Origin of the sequence: Kribbella shirazensis (genome assembly GCF_011761605.1) — a bacterium.
Classification (GTDB): domain Bacteria; phylum Actinomycetota; class Actinomycetes; order Propionibacteriales; family Kribbellaceae; genus Kribbella; species Kribbella shirazensis.
Window position 1 is genome coordinate 781325 of sequence record NZ_JAASRO010000001.1, and the last position, 19388, is coordinate 800712.

Here is a 19388-nt window from a genome sequence, read left to right on the forward strand (position 1 = left end):
TGTCTGTGACTTTTGTCGTCGGCCGCGCTCACCCGGCGCCGGGGTTCCACGACTGGTCGTACACGCCCGCGGCGTCGAGGATCAGGATCCGGTCCGGAGCGGTGGCGACCAAGCCGGCCAGTCGAAGGTCACGCAGAACTCGAGCCACCACCTCGCGCGCCGATCCGACGGCATCGGCGAGGTCCTGCTGGGACACCCGGGCGACGAGGTCGCCGCGCGGACGCTGTTGCGCCGAAGCCAGATCCAGGAGGTGACCGGCGACCCGCTGCCGGACAGTGCCGAATGCGTTGACGGCCGTCTGCTGAAGGCTCTCGTACAGCCGACGACCGAGTTCTTCGGCCAATGCCCAGGCGACACGACTGTCGTTGTGTGCGGCGGCAGTCAACGTCGCGGCGTCGATCCGGAACAACGTGCAGTCAGCCAGCGTCTGTGCGCCGACGTCCGCGGGCCCCGCGACGAGCACGGCGATTCCGAGGACGTCCCGGTCCCGCGCATACCGCACTGTCACCTGCCGTCCCTGCGGCGAGGTCATGTAGACGCGCAACAGTCCGTGGACGACCAGCAATGCCTTGGGTTGAGACCCTTCCCGGTAGATCGTGGTGCCCGCCGGGTAGTCGATGCGGTCTCCTGCCGCGAGCAACTGTTTCACCACATCGGACGGGAGTCCGCCGAGGAAGCTACCCGCCAGCGCTGCTACGACGTCCGCATCGGTCACGAGCCCAGCATCCGGCACAAACCCCGCACTAGGTGTCACGCAGCACCGTCGCGCCCTTCGCGGCGGACCGGTCGTGGTGTCGGGGCTGAGGTCAGTTGGGTTCTTCGGTGATGATCTGGGCTCCGAGCGTTTCCCGGAGGAGGTCCGTGTGCGAACGGGAGTCCTCTTCCAGCACCACGTCGTCCTCACCGATGGAGTCGGCCTCCTCCTCGGGTGTCAGCGGTACCTCGGGAGCAGCCGCGGCCGCTGACGCCTGGCGTGCCTGCTCCGCGGCAACAGCAGCCTCCGCCGCCCGACGCTTGCTTGCCGCCTGCTCGCGACGATCCGCCACCGGCTGGGTCTGCCGCTGCGGACGCGCAGCCGGACCGTCCTCCCATGGGTCTTCCGGAGGTACGTCGTACTCGTCCGGCGGCTCCTGCAGAGCAACCGCCCCGCCGGGCCCGTCCCCCCACTGCCCCGTCCGACCGTCACCTCGTACGCCGGGACCACCTGCAGCCGGGCCTGCTCCCGGACCTGCCGCACCCAGACCTGCTGCTCGCTGATCTGCTGCACCCGGGCTCGCTGCATCCGCGAGTGGTCCAGCGGGACCTGCTCCGCGGCTGCCGGCGCCTGTGCTGGGGACAGCCGAGTCGCCCCCTTCGCTGCCGGGCGCACCGCCGACGTCTGCCGCTCCACGCCCGGCGCCCATGCCACCGCCCGCCGAGCTACCCGGACCGGAGCTGCCCGGTCCGGAGCTACCAGGACCCGAGGTACCCGGACCCGAGGCGCCCGGACCACCCGTGCCGGCGCCACCCGGACCGGCGCCACCCGGACCGACCGCCGTGCCCGGACCACCGGCACTCGGTCCACCCGGTCCAGCGGCGGGGCCACCGGAACCCGGGCTGCCACCGGACTGTGGCCCCGAACCGCCCGGACGACCCGGACCGCCGGGCTGAGGAGCGGGACGCCCCGCGGAGCCGCCCCCGGCCCCCGGGTCGGTGGACGGGTCGACGACTGCCTCGACTCGTCGGTTGATCCCAATCGTGTCGATCATCGCCTGACGAAGAATCTCGTCACTGCCGGACCGCGCAAAGCTCTCCCGCGCACCGGCGTTCACCAGACCGAGCGTCAGCGTCTGATCGTCGATGGCGATGACCTGAGCATTCTGACTCAACATGATCCAGGCGAACCGCCGCTGCGTCTTGACGGCCTCCAAGACCTGTGGCCACAACCGCCGCACATCCGCCAGCCCGACAGCCCCGGTCTCAGCCCCATCAGCAACCACTCCAGAACCGCCGACTGCCCCACCCGCGCCAGCCTGACCGGACGCCGCAGGCGGTGCGGCCTGCGCGGACTGCCCGGACGCGGCGGACGGCGCGGACTGCGCGGACGCCGGCGACTCACCGGGCTGCGGAGCCTGACCCGACTGCGCGGGTGAACTCGACGGTGTAGACGGTTCGTCACCCCAGGCACCCGTACGCGCTCCACCGCCGGAGGCCTGTGCGGCGGGGCTCACAACGCCACCGCCGGCAGTCTTCACGGGCGCGCCGCCGCCCGACCGAACGTCGGACTCAGCACCGCTCGCATCCGGTCCCCCAGCGGACTGGTCGCCGCCGCTGGCGTGTCCAGCGTCGCCAACTCGCCCACCCGGGCCGGCCGCGGCAGCACCACCCGGCGCCACAGCATCCGGCACCGCAGCACCTGGCGCCACAGCACCTGAGCTGGCTGACGCGCCCGGAGACGCGGCTGCACGGGCGGCTGCCCGGCTCGTGGCAGCAGCGGCAGGTGCACTGTGGCCGTCGTCACCAGAGGAGTCGACCCGCGCCGTCCCCGCCGTACCACCGACCTGACCTGCACCCGCTTGACCACCCGTCGCCGCACCGGCTGTCCCTGGCGCGAGGTCCGCAGCACCTCCAGGGACCCCGATGGCCAGGCGGCGTTCCATGCGGTCGAGGCGGGCCTGGATGCCGTTGGTGGAGTCGTCCGCACCGGGGAGCAGCACCTTGGCGCAGATCAGTTCGAGCTGCAGGCGTGGCGCGGTCGCACCGCGCATCTCCAGCAGACCGGCCGCCACGATGTCCGCCGCCCGGGTCAGCTCCGCCGGGCCGATCCCTGCGGCCTGCGTCTGCAGCCGCTCGCCCTGGTCCTCGGCGGCCTCGATCAGCCCGGAGGTCACAGCAGTCGGTACGGCGGACAGAATGACCAGGTCGCGCAGCCGGCGCAGCAGGTCCTCGGCGAAGCGCTTCGGGTCCTGACCGGTCTCGATGACCTTCTCGATCGTCTCGAACACCGCCGCGCTGTCATGTGCCGCGAACCCGTCCACGCACGCGTCGAGCAGCGAGTCCGGCGTGAACCCGAGCAGCGCCACCGCCAGCTCGTACGTCACGCCGTCCGGCCCCGCGCCACCGATCAGCTGGTCGAGCACGCTCAGCGAGTCACGCACCGACCCGGCGCCGGCCCGCACGACCAGCGGCAGCGCGGCCGGCTCGATCGCCACGCCTTCCGACTCGCACAGCGTCGCCATGTAGTCCGCGAGCGCCTTCGGCGGCACCAGGCGGAACGGGTAGTGGTGCGTCCGCGACCGGATCGTCCCGATGACCTTGTCGGGCTCGGTCGTCGCGAAGATGAACTTGAGGTGTGGCGGCGGCTCCTCGACCAGCTTCAGCAGGGCGTTGAAGCCCTGCGTGGTCACCATGTGCGCCTCGTCGATGATGTAGATCTTGTAGCGGCTCTCGACCGGCGCGAAGAACGCCCGCTCGCGCAGATCGCGCGCGTCGTCCACACCACCGTGCGACGCCGCGTCGATCTCGATCACGTCGATGCTGCCGGGCCCGCCGCGCGCGAGGTCGGTACAGGACTTGCAGACCCCGCACGGCTCGGCGATCGGACCTTTCTCACAGTTGATCGCCCGGGCGAGGATCCGCGCACTGGTGGTTTTTCCACAGCCGCGCGGGCCGGAGAACAGGTAGGCGTGATTCACCCGGTTGTTACTCAGCGCGTTCCGCAGCGGCGCCGTGACATGGTCCTGCCCGATCACCTCCGCGAACGTCTCCGGGCGGTACCGGCGATACAAGGCAAGGGGCGCTTCCACGCGGCAACCCTAGCGCCGTCCCCGGACAATTCCCCGCCCCCGCCCGCACCGGGCAGCGCCTAGGCTGGCCGGATGACCTCTGGGGACGAGCGACAGCAGGCGGTGATCACCCGCGCGCAGAAGATCCTGCCCGGTGACGAACGGGTGCTCGCGGTGTACCTGATCGGCAGTTACGGGGCAGGCACGGCCGACCGGTTCAGCGACGTCGACGTACATCTGGTGGTGACGGACGACAGCGCGGAGTGGTTCGAGCAGCACTGGGACGACGTACTGCGGGAGTTGACCGGACCGACCGTCCTGGCGGACCGGCTGCCGGGACTGATCGGCGGACTCGGGATCACTCCGGACTGGCTGCACGTGGATCTGATCGTGCACCCGCTCGCCCAGTTCGACCGGTTCCAGTACGACGGGGTGCGCGTGCTGTTCGACCGGGACGGGACGCTGTTCCCGGACGGCGATATCGCGCCGACGGGTGGCCGTCCCGGCGAACCGTACTGGCCGGCCACCACGGTGAACCTCTTCTTCTACTTCCTCGGCAACCTCGTCACCGTCCTCGGACGCGACGAGCGGATCGTCGCGAACCAGGGCATCGGTGTCGTCCGCGACCAACTCGTCGCGTTGATGCTCGCCGAACGCGGCGTACGCCGGACCAGCGGGGCCAAACGCCTCAACGCCCTGCTCTCCGACGAGCAGCGCGCCGCACTGGAGGCGATCCCCGCCGCCGGCACCGACCCGGCCGACGTCATCGCGGCCAATCGGTACATCTGCCGGGAGTTCATCACCCGCGGCACCGCCCTCGCCGAACTCACCGCCAGCCCGTGGCCGACCGAGTTCGTCAACGCGACCCTGTCCCACCTCCGTAACCACTTCCACGCCGACTTCGCCTGATGCCCGCGGCAACCAACCTCACTGCAGGTGATAGTTCGCGAACCTGGTCCGGAGATCCTTCTTCGAGAACTTCCCGACCGACGTCTTCGGAACCTCGTCGATGAACTCGACCGCATCCGGGAGCCACCACTTCGCCACCTGAGGCCGGAGGTACTCGAGGATCTCCTCCCCGGTCGCACTCGACCCCTCCTGCAGTACGACGCAGGCCAGCGGCCGCTCGTCCCACTTCGGATGCGGCACACCGATCACCGCGGCCTCCTTCACCGCGGGATGCGCCATCAACAGGTTCTCCAGCTCGACCGAGCTGATCCACTCGCCGCCGGACTTCACCAGGTCCTTCGTCCGGTCGACGATCCGCACCGACCCGTACTGATCGATCGCGGCGACGTCACCCGTCTTCATCCAGCCGTCCTCGGTGTTCAACTGCACGCCGTCGTCCGGCCGGTAGTACTCCGCCGCGATCCACGCGCCGCGCACCTGCAGCTCGCCGGTGGTCTCGTCGTCCCACGGCAGCGGCGTGATCGAACCCGGCTCGACGATCCGCACCTCGACCCCGGGCAGCGGCAGACCGGCCCGGGCCCGCAGATGCGCCTGCTCCTCCTCGGGAAGGTCCTTGCTCCGCGCCGGAACGTGGGCCGCGGTCGCGACCGGGCTCGTCTCGGTCATCCCCCACGCCTGCAGAATCGGCCGACCAAGCTTCTCCCGGAACGCCTCCGACAGCGCCTCCGGTACGGCCGAACCGCCGCACGGGATCCGCCGTAGCTTCGGCAACTCCACACCGTCGAGCAGCGGCAACAGCCCCTGCCAGATCGTCGGCACGCCGGCCGACAGCGTCACCTCCTGCTCCTGGAGCAGTTTGAGGATCCCCTGCGGGCTCATGTCCGGCCCCGGGAACACCAGCGACGCGCCGGCCATCGGCGCCGCGTGCGCCAGGCCCCACGCGTTCGCGTGGAACATCGGCACGACCGGCATCACGGTGTCCGTCTCGTCCAGCCCGATCCCGGCGTTGGTCAGGACGCCGATCGAATGCAGCCAGGTGGACCGATGCGAGTAGACGACACCCTTCGGATTGCCCGTCGTACCGCTCGTGTAGCACATCGCGGCGGCCTGGTTCTCGTCCGCGACGTGGAACTCGACCGGCTCGGCCGCGGCGAGCAGCTCCTCGTAGTCGTGGAACCGCGGATCGTCCGGGAGCTCCGTACTCGGAGCCCCCGGTGGCAGGTCGTCCATCACGACGACATGGCGAAGCTGCGAGAGCCGGTCGAGCAGCGGCAGGAACAGCCCCAGCAGCGACCGGTCGACGAACACGACCTCGTCCTCGGCATGGTTCGCGATGTACACGACCTGGTCCGGGAAGAGTCTGATGTTGAGCGTGTGCAACACGCGACCGGTGCAGGGCGCGGCGAAGTACAGCTCGAGGTGGCGTCCCGAGTTCCACGCGAAGGTCGCGACGCGGCCGTCGGGGCTGATCCCGAGCGTGTCGAGTACCCCGCCCAGGCGTCTCGTCCGCCCGGCCCACTCGCCGTACGTCAGCTTCATCGGCGCGGGGCCGCCGGTGTAGACGGTCTTGTCCGGGTAGTACTGCTCGGCCCGGCGGAAGATCGTGTCGAGCGACAGCTGGTAGCTCTGCATCAGACCTTTCATGCAGACACTGTGCCAGTCGCGATGGCGCCTTGACCATGACCTCAACCGGACTTTCTCCGGAACTCATCCGGAACCGGAGCCCCAGGCAACAGCAATCGCGACACGTCGCCACGAACAGATGACACGACATACATGTCGTGTAATATGTCGGTCATGAAGGTTGTCGAGGAATTTCGCTACCTGGTGCTGGCGATCCAGCGCGAGGGCAATCGGCTGCTCGCCGCCGAGTTGCGCCCGCTGGGCATCACGCCTTCCCAGGCAGAGGTTCTGCGGGTTCTGCGCGACCACGGACCGATGACGCTGAACGCTCTCGGCGGGCTGCTCGTCTGCGAGACCGGCAACAGCCCGAGCCGCCTCGTCGACCGACTCGTCGCGCAGGGACTGGTGAAACGCGGTATCGACAAGGTCGATCGGCGTTACCTGACACTCAGCCTGACCCCCCAGGGCCGGGCCCTGCACCGCCGCATCATCACCGCGGAGAACCGGCTGCATCGCACCATGCACGACCGTCTCGCCGGCCAGGCGCTCGACGAGACCATCACCACGCTGCGCTCGCTCGCCGACGCCTTTCCGACCGGGGCCGCGCTGGCCCGGCGTCGGGGTCCCGAACTCGCCCATCAGGAGAACTAGCCATGGAAAAGGCCACTGAGACCATTCACGCCGGCCAGGCGGCGATCCGGCAGGTGCTGCTCGACGCGCTCGGACTGCCGGAGTGGAACGAGGCGTTCCTCGCCATCGACGGCCCCCGCGAGACGAATCCGGGCACCCGCTACGCGCTTCGCGTCCGCCCGGGGTTCACCGGTGAGCTGCAGTACACCGTGGTCGAGGCGGACCGCGTCGAGATCGTCTGGCAGGTCCCCGGGTTCCGCGAGGTCGGCACGTGGACGATCGGCGCGGACAGCCGCGTCACGCACACGTTCGAGCAGTCCGGCCCGCTCGCCAACGTCCTGCGCCCGGCGTACCGGAACATCGCCACGATCCGCCTGGCCCGCCTCGCCAACCGTGTGCGCCAGCTGCAGCTCGCCCACACTGCCTGAGCCACCTCCGGACTACTGTCGCGCCATGCTGATCGAGGTGGGGGACGCCAGGTTGTACGTCGACCAGCGCGGCTCCGAGAACGCGCCACCACTGCTCTTCATCCACGGCGGCCCAGGCGCGGGCTCGTACGACTTCCTGGCCTTCCAGGGCGACCGGCTCTCCCAGAGCCTCCGGTTGATAGCCGTGGACCAGCGTGGTGTGCAGCAGTCCGATCCGCTCACCGGACCGATCAGTGAGCCCGACCTGATCGCCGACTTCGAGGCGCTGCGCGAGAAGCTCGGCATCGAGCAGTGGTCGATCCTCGGTCACTCGTACGGCGGCCGCCTCGCTCTCCGGTACGCGGTGACTCACCCGGAGTCGGTGACCAAAGTCGTCTTCGAGAACCCGGGCTGGGACATGCTGCTCGCCACCGACACCATCCTCGGCGCGGCCACGCGACTCCTGCCCGACCTCCAGGTCCCACCGCACACCGGCCCGGCGACCAAGGCGATGTGGGATGAGCGCATCGCACTGCTCGGGCGGCTCGGGCCGCGTCGCATGGAGATCTACCTCGGGCCCGACGCCCGGGATCTGCAACTGCCCGCGGACACGGAGCTCTCCGACGAGCACCACTCCCGCTCCGGCCGTTTCTCCGACGAGATCACCAAGTCGGACAGCTTCGGCGAGCCACTACTGCCGTACTTCGCTCGGATCAAACAGCCCGCGCTGCTGATCAAGGGCGAGTTCGACCCGGTCACGAGCCCGGAGGAGGTCGGGCTGTTCCGCTCCGACGTACGGCGCGGCACCTATTACCACGCGGCCGGCGCCGGCCATTTCGTGCACGCGGAGCAGCCGGAGCTCTTCACCCGGCTGGCGACCGAGTTCGTTCTCAGCTGAAGGCGAGCGGGACGGCCCGCTTGTGGGCGGTACGGCGGTGCGTGGCGATGATCGTGCTCGCGGCCTTCTCGTCGACGTCGTGTCCTTCGAGGAAGGCGTCGATCTCGTCGTACGTGACGCCCAGCACGGCCTCGTCCGGGACGCCCGGGTTGTTCGTCTCCAGGTCCGCGGTCGGGATCTTCCCGGTGATGTCGGGTGACGCGCCGAGGCGCTCGCCGACCGCGCGGACGCGCCGCTTGGTGAGCCCGGACAGCGGCGTCAGGTCGCAGGCGCCGTCGCCGTACTTGGTGAAGAAGCCCATCACCGCCTCCGCCGCGTGGTCCGTGCCGACCACCAGGCCGCCGCGGGCGCCGGCGACCACGTACTGCGCGACCATCCGCTGGCGCGCCTTGATGTTGCCGACGTGGAAGTCCTCGCGGTCACCGAGCCCGGCGTGCCGCACCGACTCGACCATCGCGTCCGTTGCCGGCTTCACGTCGACGACCAAGGTCTCGTCGGGCTTGATGAACTCGAGGGAGCGCTGCGCGTCCGCCTCGTCGGCCTGCACACCGTACGGCAGCCGCATTGCGACGAACGTCGCCTGACCGCCCTCCGACCGCACCCGCTCGACCGCAAGCTGGCAGAGTCGGCCCGCGGTCGCGGAGTCGACTCCGCCGCTGATGCCGAGCACGTACGCCGTCGCACGGGTCCGCCGGAGCCGCTCGGCCAGGAACTCCACCCGCCCCTCGATCTCACCGTCCACGTCGAACGTGGCGGGCACGCCGAGCTCGGCGATGATCAGTTCCTGGAGGTAACGGCTCTCGGGGTTCATCAGGCTCCTCAGACCGGGGGGAGACATGAGGATTCCCCGCGCACCCGGAAGAGCTCACTTACCCTTGCTGCCTTCCGGCCCTGGGGGGATTGGGCGAGATACCGCCACGCGGGGAACCAGCAGAAAGTGTACGTGATCCCCCTCGCCAAGCGGGAATCGGCTGCTGATTTCAGCTCACCGCCGTGGGTACCGCCGAACAGAGGAGGTACTCATGGCCGAGAGTCGAGTCAGCGACGAACTGTGGAACGAATTTCACCAGCTGGTGAACATGACCTCCCGGGAGCTCGAGGAATGGCTGCGGACCGATTCCGCCGGTGAGGTCACGGAGCCGGCGCCGGAGGACACCGGGCACGAGCTCGGCGAGCACGTGGTGCACATCCTCGGCAAGCGGCGGTCCGACCTGACCGACGACGACATCGCGGCGATGGAGCGCGTCGTACGGCGAGTCCGGAGTCAGCGCGGCGAGACCCCGGAGCCGAAGGCAGGGGATACGCACTGGCGGCACAATTTGATGTCGGTGGGACACGACCCGTTGCGCTCGCTCTGAGCGAACAAGGGTGCGGGATCGGCCGCCGACCGTCACGCTGGATAAGTGACGGATCATCAATTCGGCCCCTTCGGGATCACGACCGGGCTCGACAGCAGTGCGGATTCACTCACGGCGGCGCGCGCGGCCGAGGAGCTCGGCTATCCGGTGATTTGGTTGTCCGGCGGACCGCTGCCCGGTCTGCAGACCATCGCCGATCTGGTGGGCGCGACGACGTCGATCAAGTTCGTCAGCGGGATCCTGGCGGTGGTGAAGTACGGCGCGGCTGACGTGAGCACGATGTACGCCGACCTGGAGGCGACTGCGCCGGGACGGTTCACCGTCGGTCTGGGCGGGGCGCACGGCGCCAAACCGCTCGCCACGCTCAACGCGTACCTGGACGAGCTCGACGTACCCGTGGAGCGTCGGGTGCTCGCCGCGCTCGGTCCGCGGATGCTGGAGCTGGCCCGCGAGCGGTCCGCCGGTGCGTATCCGTTCCTGACCACGGCGGCGTACTCAGCCGAGGCGCGGAAGGTCCTGGGGCCGGACAAGCTCCTGGCCGTCAGCCACCTCGTCGTACCGGAGACTGGAGCGGACCGTGCCCGTGCGATCGCGCGGGACACCATCAGCTTCTTCACCCAGATCCCCGGGTACGCCGCCTCGCTGAAACGGCAGGGGTTCAGTCAGAGCGACCTGTCCGAGCTGCCTGACCACATGGTCGATTCACTCGCCGCGTGGGGCAGCCCGGCAGACATCAAGGCCAAGCTGACCGAACACCTGGCCGCCGGCGCTGATCACGTCGCAGTCAACGTGATCACCGGAGTGACTGGGCCGCAGCCGATCGAACACTGGCAGGCCCTGGCTCCAGTACTACTCGGCTAGCTGCTTCTCGTAGAGGCGTGCGGTCGACTCCAGCTTGTCGTACCGGTACGGGCGCGCCTCACCCGTTGGCTCGAACCCCTGCCGCTGCCAGAACCCAGCAGCGACCTGTGCGTTGGTGTCCACGACAGCCAGCCGCATCGTCCGGATCTCGGGCCACGTGTTCTCGACGTACTGCTGGACTAGCTCGTACGTCGCCCTGCCGTAGCCGCGGCCCTGGTGACTCGCGTGGACCTCGAGGAGACCGATGAACGCGGTGTGGTCGTTCGGGAAGCCCTTGAGCAGGTCGACGACGGCAACGAGCCGGTCTGCTTGGAAGGCCCCCAGCACGACCTTCGAATCCTCGGGCAGCTCCTCCGGCCGCATCATCAACAGGCTCTGCGCATCCGAGGCACCCGACGGGTAGCCGGTGATCCGCTCCGTGTACCCAGGGTCCGACTCGATCAGCTCCTGCAGAGCGTCGACGTCTGCTGGGGTGATCGGCCGCAGTTCCATGCGGTCGACCCTAGATCAGCAGCCCCACCACCAGCAGCACGATTAGCGCCGCCGCGAGGACCAGGCCGGCTCGACCGGTCCCGAATCGTTTGAGTGCAATTGCCAACGGTCCGATCGGTTTCATCGTCGCTCCAGTCGTCTCTTCGCTTGATAGGTGAACAGCACAGCTAGGAGGGCCGCGAGTACGACGGGGACGCCCAGCGCTCCTCGTCCGGCGAGGGCCAGGCCGAGCGCCAGCAGTACTGCGAAGCCGGAGGCGATCCAGCTGGCGACCACCCTGTCTCTGGCAAACAGCCGGCCGCGGCTGCGGAGTACGTAGGCCGCTCTGACCATGACAACGAGCCCGGCGAGCACGACGACCGCAAAACCGACCTGTGCTCGGGCCGGCAACCTGTCCTCGGTCAGCCAGAGTGTTCCGATCAGGGCGACCACTGCACCGGCACCACAGAGCTGCACCACGGAGCGGATCCTGCGCCGCAGCGAGAGCGTGTCCTGCAGACCGGCGATCGTTTCTTCCGCTGAGATCATCCCGCCACCTCCCGCAGCAGTCGGCGCGCACGGTGCAGGCGGGACTTGACCGTTCCTACCGGCACGGCAAGTACCTCGGCGCACTCTTCCAGGCTCAGGTCCTCCAGGTGGAACAGCACGAGCACCTCTCGTTCCAGCACAGGCACGCTGCCGACGAGCCGCCGTACGTCGACCCGATCGACCACGTGGTCGGCCAGGTCAGGTTCGTCGTACGACACCGTGCGCGGTTGGTCGGCGTACCGCCCCCGCAACTGGTTGACCACGCTGCGCCGAGCGATGGTGAACAACCAAGCGGCGAACCGCTCCGGCTCCTTCAGCCGGGGTAGCCCACGTACGACGGCCAGCCAGACCTCCTGCGACACGTCATCAGCCAGGTCGTCGCGGCCGAGCATCTGCCGCACGTACCCCCAGACCGCGCCGTGCCACCCGCGAACAAGCTCCGCAACCGCCTCCCGCTCCCCCACCTGAGCCCGCACCACCACCGCCACCCACGCACCGTCCACACGCCACCTCCTCACCCCTACAGTCGCGCCATCACCCCGCCGGGTTCACGCCCCCGATTTCGGATTCCCGCGCCCCGTCGGTATCCTCTCGCCTTGGAGGATTCGCCTAGAGGCCTAGGGCGCACGCTTGGAAAGCGTGTTGGGGGCAACCCCTCACGAGTTCGAATCTCGTATCCTCCGCCAGTCTCCCCGGAGCAAAGAAACCGCAGGTCAGAGCGCGGTTCGAGCCTGGAGGCGAGAACGAGAAAGGGGCCGGACGCCGAGCGTCCGGCCCCACTTCATGTTCCGGGGGTCTCAACGAGGGTCTCGATACTGATCGTCAGAGGTAGTCCTGCCAGAACGGGATTGGCGTTTGCGGCCCGTGGAATTCGTGGAGGAGGTAGTCCTCGAGGTCCAGGCCGTACACCATCATGTCGGTCAGGTGATGCACGGAGATGACGGGGCGGCCGGCTGTGCCTCGGCCGGCGGGGAGGTAGCGATGCGCGTAGACGGGGATCAGGCGGGGTACGTCGGCCAGCCGTCGTTGTGCCTTGGCTACCGCTGACTCCAGGGTGTCCGGACGCTTGCCCCAGCCGGCGGGCCGGCCGCCGCTCGTGACATGGCGGATCACGCAGTCCGTAGGCCATTCCACTTGCGCGCGCAGAGTGTCCGAATCGGCGGTCCGCCAGTCAGGCCAGCCCCAGCTCGCCTTGTCCGGATCGTCGTCGTGGCCCGTCGTCCAGACGGGTAGGCCGGCAGTGAGAAACGCTCGATGGTCGTCGGCGAACTCGAACCCGAATCGCTGCTCGACACGAGCGAGCTCCGTCTCGCTGAGACCTGGCTGGATCTCGGTTGTTCCCAGCCGAGCCAGGCGTTCCGCAGCCCTGAGTCCGACGCCGGTATCCGGTGCAGCCGTCACGGACGCAGCCTAGCCACCCGGTTGGTCGGCCTGCTGCGGCTTGGAGAAGACTCGTGCGGACAGCTCGAAGTTCGTCCATCAGGTGAGGTGTTCGAGGGCCTGGGTGAGGAAGGCGTTGCGGCGGGCGGTGGCGTTGGTGGTGCCCCAGTCGGTCAGGGTGGTTGGGGTGTTGAGCGCGGCTACGGCGTCCCAGTAGGCGACGTGCTCGGCCCTGCGTCCGGTGGCTTGTTGCCAGCCGCTGAGGACGTGGGCGGGGGCGTCCGGGCCGAACGTGATGGCTACCTGTTTGCGGAGCTCGGAGAGGTCGACTCCGGAGGCACCTACTCCGGCGGTCTTCCAGTCGATGAGTGCTGCGACCCCGCCGTTGTTCCAGACGAGGTTGCCGGGCCAGACGTCGCCGTGCAGGTAGACAGGCTCCTCAGTCGGCAGCCCGTGAGCAATGACGACCTGGTCGGCCTCCTGGAGCAGGGGTGTGGTCGGCATGCGGCCCGTACGCCGGTCGGTCGCGAAGTCGTCCACGGCTATAGGGCGCGGGCGGAACGGCAGGTGCTCCTGCGGGCGCATGCAAACACCGTGCAGCCGAGCCAGCGCGGCTCCGGCGGCCTGGAGGCTGGCGGGCGTTCCGACAGACCAGGTCGTCGTACCGGGAACGAGGGTCTCCAGAGACGCGGGTACGCCGGCCTGCTCGCCTGCAAGATCCGCGGCCACCAGGCGCGGTGCGGGCAGGCCGTGCTGTTCGGCCACCTGTAGTGCGGTGGCGCCGGTAGCGATCATGGACGCGTCGACGCGCGGTGTCGGCGCCCGCAAGACGTACTGGTCCGGCCGATGAGCGACGACGAGACGCCACGGGCCCTGGTCGGCGTGCAGTGGATGGATGTCGAGAACCTGGCGGCCGATCGCGGCGGCGGCCCAGGCGAGCAGCTGGCTGTTTTCCCTCACAGCCGAATCTAGCGGACGGCGACCACTCGCATCGAGCCGCTGGTGACACGGATATGGCGAGTGCGCAGGCCGGAAAGGCGTTCTATGGGTGGGACCAGGCGCGAGACGGGGTGCAGGAGTTCGCGTACGCGCTTGGCCACGAACGGGAGAGCGTAGTACTGGTAGGCGCTGTCGACGGCACGGACGGAGAAGCCTGTGCGGTCCAGGAGATCGGTGATCGTGCGCGGATCGTAGTAGCTGACGTGCTCGGGGATCTTGTACGAGACCCACCGCCGGCCGGACGCCCGCGACAGCAGGCTTCTGATGTTGGGTGTCACCAGGACGATGACACCGCCCGGCCGGAGCAGGCGGGCGGCGCTCTCGAGGAACGCGGCCGGTTCGGTGAGGTGCTCGATGAGGTGCGATCCGAAGATCACGTCGTACTGCTGCTTCTGGATCTGCGGAACCTCCTCCAGCAAGCCGCAGAAGACCCGGTCCGGCAGTCGCTCCGACGCCCACTTGATCGCCGTCGGCGAGAGATCGATGCCGTAGGCGTCGTACCCGGCCTCTAGGGCGCACTGCAGGAAGTAGCCGTACCCGCAGCCCACCTCCAGCACCTTGCCGGACGGGACGAACTCGGCGATCCGGCGGACGTCCTCACGGAAGGTCGCGAGGTACTCCTCCTCCTGGCTCTCGTACTCCGAGTAGCCGGAGCCTACGCCGTCGAAGTAGGAGTCCGTCTCGTAGAGAGCACGGAGCGTTTCCGGAGTCGGCGTCGGCTGAAGCTGTACGAGCCCGCAGGTCAGGCACTCGGCGATGCCGTACCCGTCCTTGTCGAAGCGTCGGCGGAGGGATCCGCGCGCCGCACACAGAATGCATACTGCTTCGTCACGCATGGCGACCTGATTTCAGTGTCAGAGGAGTCCGTGACACTAGTTGACTCAGAAGCCAATCGGCAACGATTCACCGATCTCCAGGGGTCACCAGTCCGGTCTCGTAGGCGAGCACGACGGCTTGGGAGCGGTCCCGGAGGGTCAGTTTGGCGAAGATCCGGGCGGCGTGTGTCTTGACGGTGGCCTCGCTGAGGGTGAGCGCGGTGGCGATCTCGGCGTTCGACAGGCCCTGGCCCATCAAGGTGAGGACCTCCAGTTCTCGCGGGGTCAGGACGGACAGGTCGCGGTGGAGGGCGGGCTGGGCGGCTGCGGGGGTTGCGAAGCGTTCGACGAGGCGGCGCGTGATGGAGGGTGCCAGGAGGGCGTCGCCGGTGGTGACGAGGCGGACGGCCGCGGCCAGGTGTTCGGGGGTCACGTCCTTCAGGAGGAAGCCGCTGGCGCCTGCGGCCAGGGCGGCGTACACGTACCGGTCCAGGTCGAAGGTCGTGAGGATGAGGACGCGGCACTCGGTCGGAGTGGACAGGATGCGGCGGGTGGCTTCCAGACCGTCCATCGTCGGCATGCGGATGTCCATCAGCACAACGTCCGGCTGCAGTCGTCGTACGGCGTCCACTGCCTCGGCGCCGTCTGCGGCCTCGCCGACGACGTCGATGCCGCGCGCCGTGAGGATCATGTGGAATCCGGTGCGCACCAGTGCCTGGTCGTCCGCGATCACGACCCGGGTCGTCACGGGCGTTCCAGGGGCAGCTTGGCGCGGACGCGGAAGCCGCCACCGATGCGTCGGCGTGCGTCGAGCTGGCCGCCGTACACAGCGACTCGTTGTTTCAGACCGAGCAGACCGCGACCGTCCCCGTCCGGTGCGGGCGGGCGGCCGCCGGTCAGGACGCTCGGGCCTGTGTTGAGTACTTCGACCCGCAGCGCGTGAGAGCTGTAGCGGACTGCCACCTCCGCCTTCACGCCGTCGCCGTGTTTCAGAGCATTCGTGAGGGCCTCCTGGATGATGCGGTACGCCGTGGCGTCGACGCCGGCCGGGAGCGGACAGGGGTCCCCAGAGATCCGTACTTCGACAGGTAGACCAGCAAACGCGATGCGGTCGATCAGCTCCGTCAGGCGAGTCAGACTCGGCTGCGGCGACAGGGCGTCGTCGTCCTCACCTGAAGCCTTCGGTGCGAGCAGGCCGAGCAGATGACGCAGCTCAGCCATGGTGTCGCGACCTGCGGCCTCTACTGCGAGCAGCGCCGCCTCAGCCTGCTCCGGCTCAGTTGCCAGCACCTGCCGAGCCGCACCGGTCTGAATGACCATGACACTGACGTTGTGGCTCACGATGTCGTGCAGATCGTGAGCTATGCGGGCTCGCTCGGCGTCGACTGCGCTCTGGGCGGCTGTTGCCCGTTCGCGTTCCAGCAACCACCCGCGTTCCTCCAGCGCCCGGGTGTGGGCACGCCGCGCCCGCACGTAGGCGAACGCGAGCAGAGCAGCGAGCACGCCCAGGAGCGCGACAAGGAACCACATCACGGATCCACTGTCCCAAACGCGTTCCAGAATGCGCATCACCCGCGAGGCGCAGCGCCGTACATCTCCAGGATGACGGGCCGCGGACATTACGCCGGCAGGGTGACGTCAGGAGCTGCCCAGCGGCCCTAGCGTGAGCAGCATGACGGACGACAACGGACAGGCGGTCGTACAGCTCACCGCAGTACACAAGGAGTACGGCGAATCAGTCGCACTCGACGGAGTATCGCTGGAGATCCAGGCCGGTGAGGCGGTCGCCGTCATGGGACCGTCCGGTAGCGGCAAGTCGACACTGCTCAGCATGGTCGCCGGACTGGACCGGCCGACATCGGGATCCATCGTGGTGCACGGCGACGACCTGGGCACGCTGGACGAGAAGGGGCTGGCCCTGTTCCGCCGCCGGCGGATCGGGATGATCTTTCAGTTCTTCAACCTGCTGGACGACCTGTCCGCGCTCGACAACGTCGCCTTGGCCGCACAGCTCACCGGTACGTCGGCCCCGCACGCACGGAAGCGCGCACTCGAGCTCTTCGAGGAGCTGGGCATCGCAGGCCGCCGCAACACGTACCCGGCCCAGCTGAGCGGTGGTGAACGTCAACGCGTCGCAGTCGCCCGCGCACTGATGAACCGTCCGGCGATTCTCCTGGCTGACGAACCGACCGGCGCGCTCGACACGAGAGCGGGCGAACAGGTGATGGACCTGCTGCTCGACCTCAACCAGATCGGTCAGACGCTCCTGCTGGTGACACACGACCAGCAGCTCGCGACACGCTGCGCCGGCCGCGTCATCGACTTCGTCGACGGACAGATCGCCGGCGAACGCAGTCTGGAGCGTACGCCGTGAGCGCCGTCTGGCCCGTGGCGCGAGCCGCGGTACGACGGCGACGCGTGCAGACCGTGGTGATCGCCGTGGTCGTACTGCTGTCCACCTCGATGATCGTGGTCGCACTGGGCCTGCTGGCGGCGTCCAGCGGCCCGTTCGATCGCGCCTACGCAAAGCAGAGCGGTGCGCAATTGACCGCGTCGTACGACCGGACGAAGGTCAGCGACGCGCAGCTGACCGCGGCAGCGCGGAGTGCGGCGGCTGTTGGCGGTCCGTTCGCCCAGACGACGCTGGAACTCAGCGGGTCACCGATGGCGGAGTCGCTGGTAACGGTGGGGCGCGCTGATCCAGGGGGCGCCGTGGACCGGCTCAACGTGTGGAAGGGCCGCTGGGCGAACAAGGCGGGCGAGATCGTCCTCAACAGGAATCCGACCGACAGCAGCGGTCGCGGAACGCTACAACTGAACGAAACAGTCACGGCCGGCGGGCAGACGTTCACAGTCGTCGGGTTCGCCTACAGCGTGAGTCAGTCGGCGGATGCCTGGGTGACGCCGGAGCAGATGAACGCGCTGCACCCGACCTCGACGCAGATGCTCTACCGCTTCACCCACGCTGCCACCAATGCAGAGGTGACAGCCGGGCAGCAGGCCGTCACTGCTGGGCTGCAGGGCAACGCCTTGATCGGCACGCAGTCCTACCTCGCGCTGCGCGCACTGGTCGCCGGCGAGCCGAACACGTTCGTACCGTTCCTGATGATGTTCGGATGGCTTGGGCTCGCAGTCGCCGTACTGATCGTGGCAAACGTCGTCAGCGGCGCCGTGGTTGCAGGGTTCAAGCACATCGGAGTACTGAAGGCCCTGGGGTTCACACCGACGCAGGTCATGACGGTGTACCTCGGAATGGTGTCGATCCCGGCTGTCATCGGGTGTGCTGGTGGTGTTGTCCTGGGCAACGTGCTCGCCACCTCCTTGCTGACAAGGGCTTTCGAGAACTACGGCGCCGGCGGTATAGGTGCCCCGATCTGGGTCGACGTGGCCGCGCTCCTCGGCGTACCTGCCCTTGTTGCTCTGTCGGCGTTGGTACCGGCGTTGCGGGCCCGCGGTCTGTCCGCGGCGCAGGCGATCAGTGCGGGAAGCGCACCGCGAGCCGGACGAGGGCTCCGGGCACAGCGCTGGCTCAGCGGGACCCGGCTGCCACGGCCGATCAGTCTGGGACTGGGACTGCCTTTTGCTCGTCCCGGGCGTACGGCGTTGACGCTGGCGGCTGTGGTGCTCGGCGTCACCAGCGTGACGTTGGCGGTCGGATTGGGGAAGTCGTTGACGACGTACCAGACCGCTGCGAGCCGGAGCGATGCAGTCGACCTGACGATCTTCGCGGGACCGAACGGAGCCGAGGCGAGAGAGCCGGGAGGACCTCCGGGCGCGAAGCTGACCGATGCTGAGGACGAGGCGGTACTGCGTTCCGCACCTGGTGTCACCTCCGTGGCAGCAAGCGCGAACCTGACGATGCGGCTCGCCGGAACGCAGACGGACCTCCGCGTGTCGTTCTACCGAGGCGACTACGAGCAGCTCGGTTACCGGATGCTGGCCGGCCGGTGGTTCGACGGTCCGGGGCAGGTGGTCGTGTCGGAGCGCTTCCTGCGGCAGCGTGGCCTGGCCGTCGGTGACACGATCACACTGCAGTCGCAGGGCAAGACCGTACGGGCGCAGATCGTCGGGAAGGCGATGTACAACTCCGGTGACGAGGTGCTGTCCAACTGGGCGACGCTGGCGCAGATAGCACCTGCGCTGCGGGCGAACCTCTACGAGGTCAACGTAAAGCCCGGGACGGACCTGAACGCGGTCATGCAGGCAGTGAAGGCGAAGGACTCCGGGCTGGAGGAGGTTCCGGGCCAGGACCCCGGCACCTTCGTGGCCGTCGTGCTCGCGACCGTAGTACTGCTGACGCTGATGCTGGGAACCGTCGCAGCACTCGGTGTGTTCAACACCGTCGTACTGAACACCCGCGAACGGCGACGCGACCTGGGAATGCTCAAGTCGATTGGCATGACCCCAGCACAGGTGACCGTGATGGTCGTGACGTCGATGACCGCCCTCGGCGCGATCGGCGGCCTCCTGGGCATCCCCTTGGGCATCGTCGCCCACCGCGTGGTCGTCCCAGCGATGGCCAACGGTGCCCAGGTGGAGTTCCCTGACTTCATGCTCGACGTCTACCCCGCCTCGCTCCTCGCACTTCTGGTCGCGGCCGGCATGCTGATCGCCGCCGCCGGGGCTTACTTCCCCGCGCGCAACGCCGCCCGAGCCACCATCGCCCAGGTCCTGCACAACGAATAAGCGGTTGCCCAGCGGGACCTGATCGGGCTGACTGTGCG

Annotated in this window: 20 protein-coding genes, 1 tRNA gene and 1 other RNA gene; 9 read left to right on the top strand and 13 right to left on the bottom strand. The window is 68.6% G+C overall.

The window, feature by feature from the left end:
• Positions 1–28: 28 nt before the first annotated feature.
• On the bottom strand, positions 29–715 hold the full coding sequence (locus tag BJY22_RS03685; protein WP_167203754.1) for a helix-turn-helix domain-containing protein: 687 nt from the start codon (positions 713–715) through the stop codon (positions 29–31).
• 91 nt (positions 716–806) lie between these two features.
• Positions 807–3785 (bottom strand): DNA polymerase III subunit gamma and tau, encoded by a 2979-nt coding sequence (locus tag BJY22_RS03690; RefSeq protein WP_167203755.1) that lies wholly within the window; start codon positions 3783–3785, stop codon positions 807–809.
• 72 nt (positions 3786–3857) lie between these two features.
• On the opposite strand from BJY22_RS03690, the gene BJY22_RS03695 reads away from it, so the two are divergent.
• Positions 3858–4673: a nucleotidyltransferase domain-containing protein gene (locus BJY22_RS03695; RefSeq protein ID WP_167203756.1), complete on the top strand. Its 816-nt coding sequence runs from the start codon at positions 3858–3860 to the stop codon at positions 4671–4673.
• An 18-nt stretch (positions 4674–4691) separates the two neighbouring features.
• Here the strand turns inward: BJY22_RS03695 and BJY22_RS03700 are convergent, their stop codons facing one another.
• Positions 4692–6317, bottom strand: coding sequence for a long-chain fatty acid--CoA ligase (locus BJY22_RS03700; protein ID WP_167203757.1), 1626 nt, complete (start codon positions 6315–6317; stop codon positions 4692–4694).
• A gap of 153 nt (positions 6318–6470) precedes the next feature.
• On the opposite strand from BJY22_RS03700, the gene BJY22_RS03705 reads away from it, so the two are divergent.
• The 3 genes from BJY22_RS03705 to BJY22_RS03715 are packed head-to-tail and all read left to right on the top strand — an operon-like array spanning position 6471 to position 8231.
• A complete protein-coding gene (locus BJY22_RS03705) occupies positions 6471–6947 on the top strand; it encodes a MarR family winged helix-turn-helix transcriptional regulator (protein ID WP_167203758.1) in 477 nt (158 codons plus the stop codon).
• A 2-nt stretch (positions 6948–6949) separates the two neighbouring features.
• Positions 6950–7354, top strand: coding sequence for an SRPBCC family protein (locus tag BJY22_RS03710; protein ID WP_167203759.1), 405 nt, complete (start codon positions 6950–6952; stop codon positions 7352–7354).
• A gap of 25 nt (positions 7355–7379) precedes the next feature.
• The gene (locus tag BJY22_RS03715; protein WP_167203760.1) at positions 7380–8231 is read left to right on the top strand and encodes an alpha/beta fold hydrolase; all 852 of its coding nucleotides are present in this window, start codon (positions 7380–7382) and stop codon (positions 8229–8231) included.
• On the opposite strand, the gene nadE is transcribed toward BJY22_RS03715, so the two are convergent.
• Positions 8224–9042 carry an ammonia-dependent NAD(+) synthetase gene (gene nadE, locus BJY22_RS03720; RefSeq protein WP_202890979.1) on the bottom strand — a complete coding sequence of 273 codons (819 nt, stop codon included), beginning with the start codon at positions 9040–9042 and terminating at the stop codon, positions 8224–8226. The genes BJY22_RS03715 and nadE overlap by 8 nt on opposite strands.
• Before the next feature lie 24 nt (positions 9043–9066).
• Positions 9067–9163: signal recognition particle sRNA small type (ffs, locus tag BJY22_RS03725), an RNA gene on the bottom strand.
• A 90-nt stretch (positions 9164–9253) separates the two neighbouring features.
• Between ffs and BJY22_RS03730 the strand changes: the two genes are divergently transcribed.
• Positions 9254–9589 (top strand): DUF3140 domain-containing protein, encoded by a 336-nt coding sequence (locus tag BJY22_RS03730; RefSeq protein ID WP_167203761.1) that lies wholly within the window; start codon positions 9254–9256, stop codon positions 9587–9589.
• A 45-nt stretch (positions 9590–9634) separates the two neighbouring features.
• Positions 9635–10450 (top strand): TIGR03620 family F420-dependent LLM class oxidoreductase, encoded by an 816-nt coding sequence (locus BJY22_RS03735; protein ID WP_167203762.1) that lies wholly within the window; start codon positions 9635–9637, stop codon positions 10448–10450.
• On the opposite strand, the gene BJY22_RS03740 is transcribed toward BJY22_RS03735, so the two are convergent.
• The 3 genes from BJY22_RS03740 to BJY22_RS03750 form a co-directional block, all read right to left on the bottom strand.
• Positions 10439–10942, bottom strand: a complete 504-nt coding sequence (locus tag BJY22_RS03740) for a GNAT family N-acetyltransferase (protein WP_167203763.1) — start codon at positions 10940–10942, stop codon at positions 10439–10441. The two genes, BJY22_RS03735 and BJY22_RS03740, sit on opposite strands and share 12 nt — an antisense overlap.
• A 120-nt stretch (positions 10943–11062) precedes the next feature.
• Positions 11063–11470 (bottom strand): hypothetical protein, encoded by a 408-nt coding sequence (locus tag BJY22_RS03745; RefSeq protein ID WP_167203764.1) that lies wholly within the window; start codon positions 11468–11470, stop codon positions 11063–11065.
• On the bottom strand, positions 11467–11973 hold the full coding sequence (locus BJY22_RS03750; RefSeq protein ID WP_167203765.1) for a sigma-70 family RNA polymerase sigma factor: 507 nt from the start codon (positions 11971–11973) through the stop codon (positions 11467–11469). Before BJY22_RS03750 ends, BJY22_RS03745 begins: the two co-directional genes overlap by 4 nt.
• Before the next feature lie 95 nt (positions 11974–12068).
• Here BJY22_RS03750 and BJY22_RS03755 point away from each other — a divergent pair.
• A tRNA-Ser gene (locus BJY22_RS03755) sits at positions 12069–12156 on the top strand.
• 136 nt (positions 12157–12292) lie between these two features.
• Here BJY22_RS03755 and BJY22_RS03760 read toward each other — a convergent pair.
• From BJY22_RS03760 to BJY22_RS03780, 5 genes are all read right to left on the bottom strand, one after another.
• Positions 12293–12871: a hypothetical protein gene (locus BJY22_RS03760; protein ID WP_167203766.1), complete on the bottom strand. Its 579-nt coding sequence runs from the start codon at positions 12869–12871 to the stop codon at positions 12293–12295.
• 78 nt (positions 12872–12949) lie between these two features.
• Positions 12950–13810, bottom strand: a complete 861-nt coding sequence (locus tag BJY22_RS03765; protein ID WP_202890980.1) for a phosphotransferase — start codon at positions 13808–13810, stop codon at positions 12950–12952.
• A gap of 8 nt (positions 13811–13818) precedes the next feature.
• Positions 13819–14685 carry a class I SAM-dependent methyltransferase gene (locus tag BJY22_RS03770; RefSeq protein ID WP_167203767.1) on the bottom strand — a complete coding sequence of 289 codons (867 nt, stop codon included), beginning with the start codon at positions 14683–14685 and terminating at the stop codon, positions 13819–13821.
• Between the two features lie 67 nt (positions 14686–14752).
• Positions 14753–15412 (bottom strand): response regulator, encoded by a 660-nt coding sequence (locus BJY22_RS03775; protein ID WP_167203768.1) that lies wholly within the window; start codon positions 15410–15412, stop codon positions 14753–14755.
• Entirely contained in the window at positions 15409–16194 is a 786-nt protein-coding gene (locus tag BJY22_RS03780; protein ID WP_167217843.1) for a sensor histidine kinase, read from the bottom strand. Before BJY22_RS03780 ends, BJY22_RS03775 begins: the two co-directional genes overlap by 4 nt.
• Positions 16195–16336: 142 nt before the next feature.
• Between BJY22_RS03780 and BJY22_RS03785 the strand changes: the two genes are divergently transcribed.
• Both BJY22_RS03785 and BJY22_RS42835 read left to right on the top strand, forming a co-directional pair.
• The gene (locus BJY22_RS03785) at positions 16337–17038 is read left to right on the top strand and encodes an ABC transporter ATP-binding protein (RefSeq protein WP_167203769.1); all 702 of its coding nucleotides are present in this window, start codon (positions 16337–16339) and stop codon (positions 17036–17038) included.
• Positions 17035–19350 carry an FtsX-like permease family protein gene (locus tag BJY22_RS42835; RefSeq protein ID WP_167203770.1) on the top strand — a complete coding sequence of 772 codons (2316 nt, stop codon included), beginning with the start codon at positions 17035–17037 and terminating at the stop codon, positions 19348–19350. Before BJY22_RS03785 ends, BJY22_RS42835 begins: the two co-directional genes overlap by 4 nt.
• The last annotated feature ends 38 nt before the right edge of the window (positions 19351–19388 follow it).